This window comes from Pontibacter sp. HJ8, from assembly GCF_054824225.1.
This window is the reverse complement of sequence record NZ_JSYF01000641.1, coordinates 1-1,463: the sequence shown is the minus strand read 5'-3', so window position 1 is coordinate 1,463 and position 1,463 is coordinate 1. Positions and strand designations below refer to the sequence as shown.

3 protein-coding genes are annotated in these 1,463 nt (G+C 41.6%); all 3 read right to left on the bottom strand.

Annotation, left to right across the window (positions count from 1 at the left end; all coding sequences use genetic code 11):
* Nucleotides 1–289 (bottom strand): penicillin-binding transpeptidase domain-containing protein (locus OB13_RS20505; protein WP_461492046.1); only part of this gene is annotated, 289 nt, incomplete at its 3' end.
* Nucleotides 290–446: 157 nt separating this feature from the next.
* Complete coding sequence (locus tag OB13_RS20500) at nucleotides 447–1,064, bottom strand: succinate dehydrogenase/fumarate reductase transmembrane subunit (protein ID WP_461492045.1); 618 nt, start codon at nucleotides 1,062–1,064, stop codon at nucleotides 447–449.
* A gap of 242 nt (nucleotides 1,065–1,306) precedes the next feature.
* On the bottom strand, nucleotides 1,307–1,463 hold a 157-nt coding region (locus OB13_RS20495), incomplete at its 5' end, for a DUF4180 domain-containing protein (RefSeq protein ID WP_461492047.1).

The following is a 1,463-nucleotide window of genomic DNA, read 5'->3' as shown; positions in this document are numbered from 1 at the left end:
AGCCGTATTTGATTGTATCCGTTTTTCCTGGCCATTTGACAATTTCATTCTCATCAGCAATGACACCTGTTTCAAGTGCAATTAAGGTATTGAGTATTTTAAAAGTGGATGCCGGAAGCGTTCCGACATGACTGTCATGGATATTACTGGATATCCATTTTTTTGCCTGGTAGTCATATAAGGTGATACTTCCTTGTATTCTACAATCTTGGAAGGGCTTCTCTAAATCAGTCTGCCCACTTACCCGCAGGGCAATGAAAAATAAAAGGAGTGTTACCGCTAATCTCATTTCTGAATTGTTTGAATGACGCACAACATGGAAAGTATTGCCGCTGTGCGGATAGACCGCGTTGCAACAGCTTGTTACCTTTTACAGCTAAAAAGATTGTTTTTTGGAAAGATAAGCATACCCTCTGCATAGCGGCAATACGGTGTTTGCATTCGTTTTATTTTCCAATAAGCACATTGTATTCGGTCGGGATTTCCACTCCTTGAAAATGGTTGGTCAAGCCATAAAACATAAAGGCTGTTACGATAATGCCCAAGGCCAAAATTGCTATTGCCTGACTTTGTGGTGTCCAGCCAAAGACAGCCTGTTTCATTTTCTTGCTGTGAATCGCTGCCGTATGCCCGAAAAATGAAATAGTGGCAAGCCCGTAATAGGGAATGAAAAACAGGTTGAAAGGAAAGGTATTCAATCCTGCCACACCATAATAAAAGTTGGTGTCCAGGTGCAAAACAGTACGACCAACTAATACTGAACCTACATGAATGACAAAGAAGACTGCCAGGTAAAGTCCTGTCCAAAGATGCAGTTTGTCGAAGTTACTGACAGCAGCCTTTTGGTTTTTCTTAAAGAGCTTTATGCCCGATACGATTTGCACAAGCACGGCCATCAATAAAAGACTCTCCACAAGCGCGTTGCGATAAAAAAGGCGCAGGCCTTTCATAACTTCTATATGCTGGTCAGCCCCTGCAATGCTATAGAGGTGGTTGAATAAATGGAGCCCGATAAAAACAGCTAGTATGATGCCAGATAAATAATGAAGTCTTGTAGTAGTCATTATTGATGGTGGGGGTTGGTGGCTCAAAATGTCGCATAACGGTCTTGCATGTGAGGTTAGCGGGGCGCAGTCAAAGCTTTGCTTATGTGCCGTGTTAGCGGGCCGTTATTTATTCAATATTGTTCTTGGCAATTCTAAACCCAAGGTCGTCAATTTTAACGGATGATTTCCCCTTTGGGTAGTCGCCATTACACTTCGTTCTACATCGCACCAACCACAAGAGAATTCTGTTTTACCCGTGATCATTTAGTAGACAGTACTTTTATAGCTTCTGACTGAGAAGTAACAAAGTTGATTTGTTTGCCTTTGTTGCTTTCTAAAATGAAGTCATGAATACTCTTGCGGGTATATTTTGAGAAGTCGCCAACGATAGCCAAACGAACACGATAATTGGAAAAC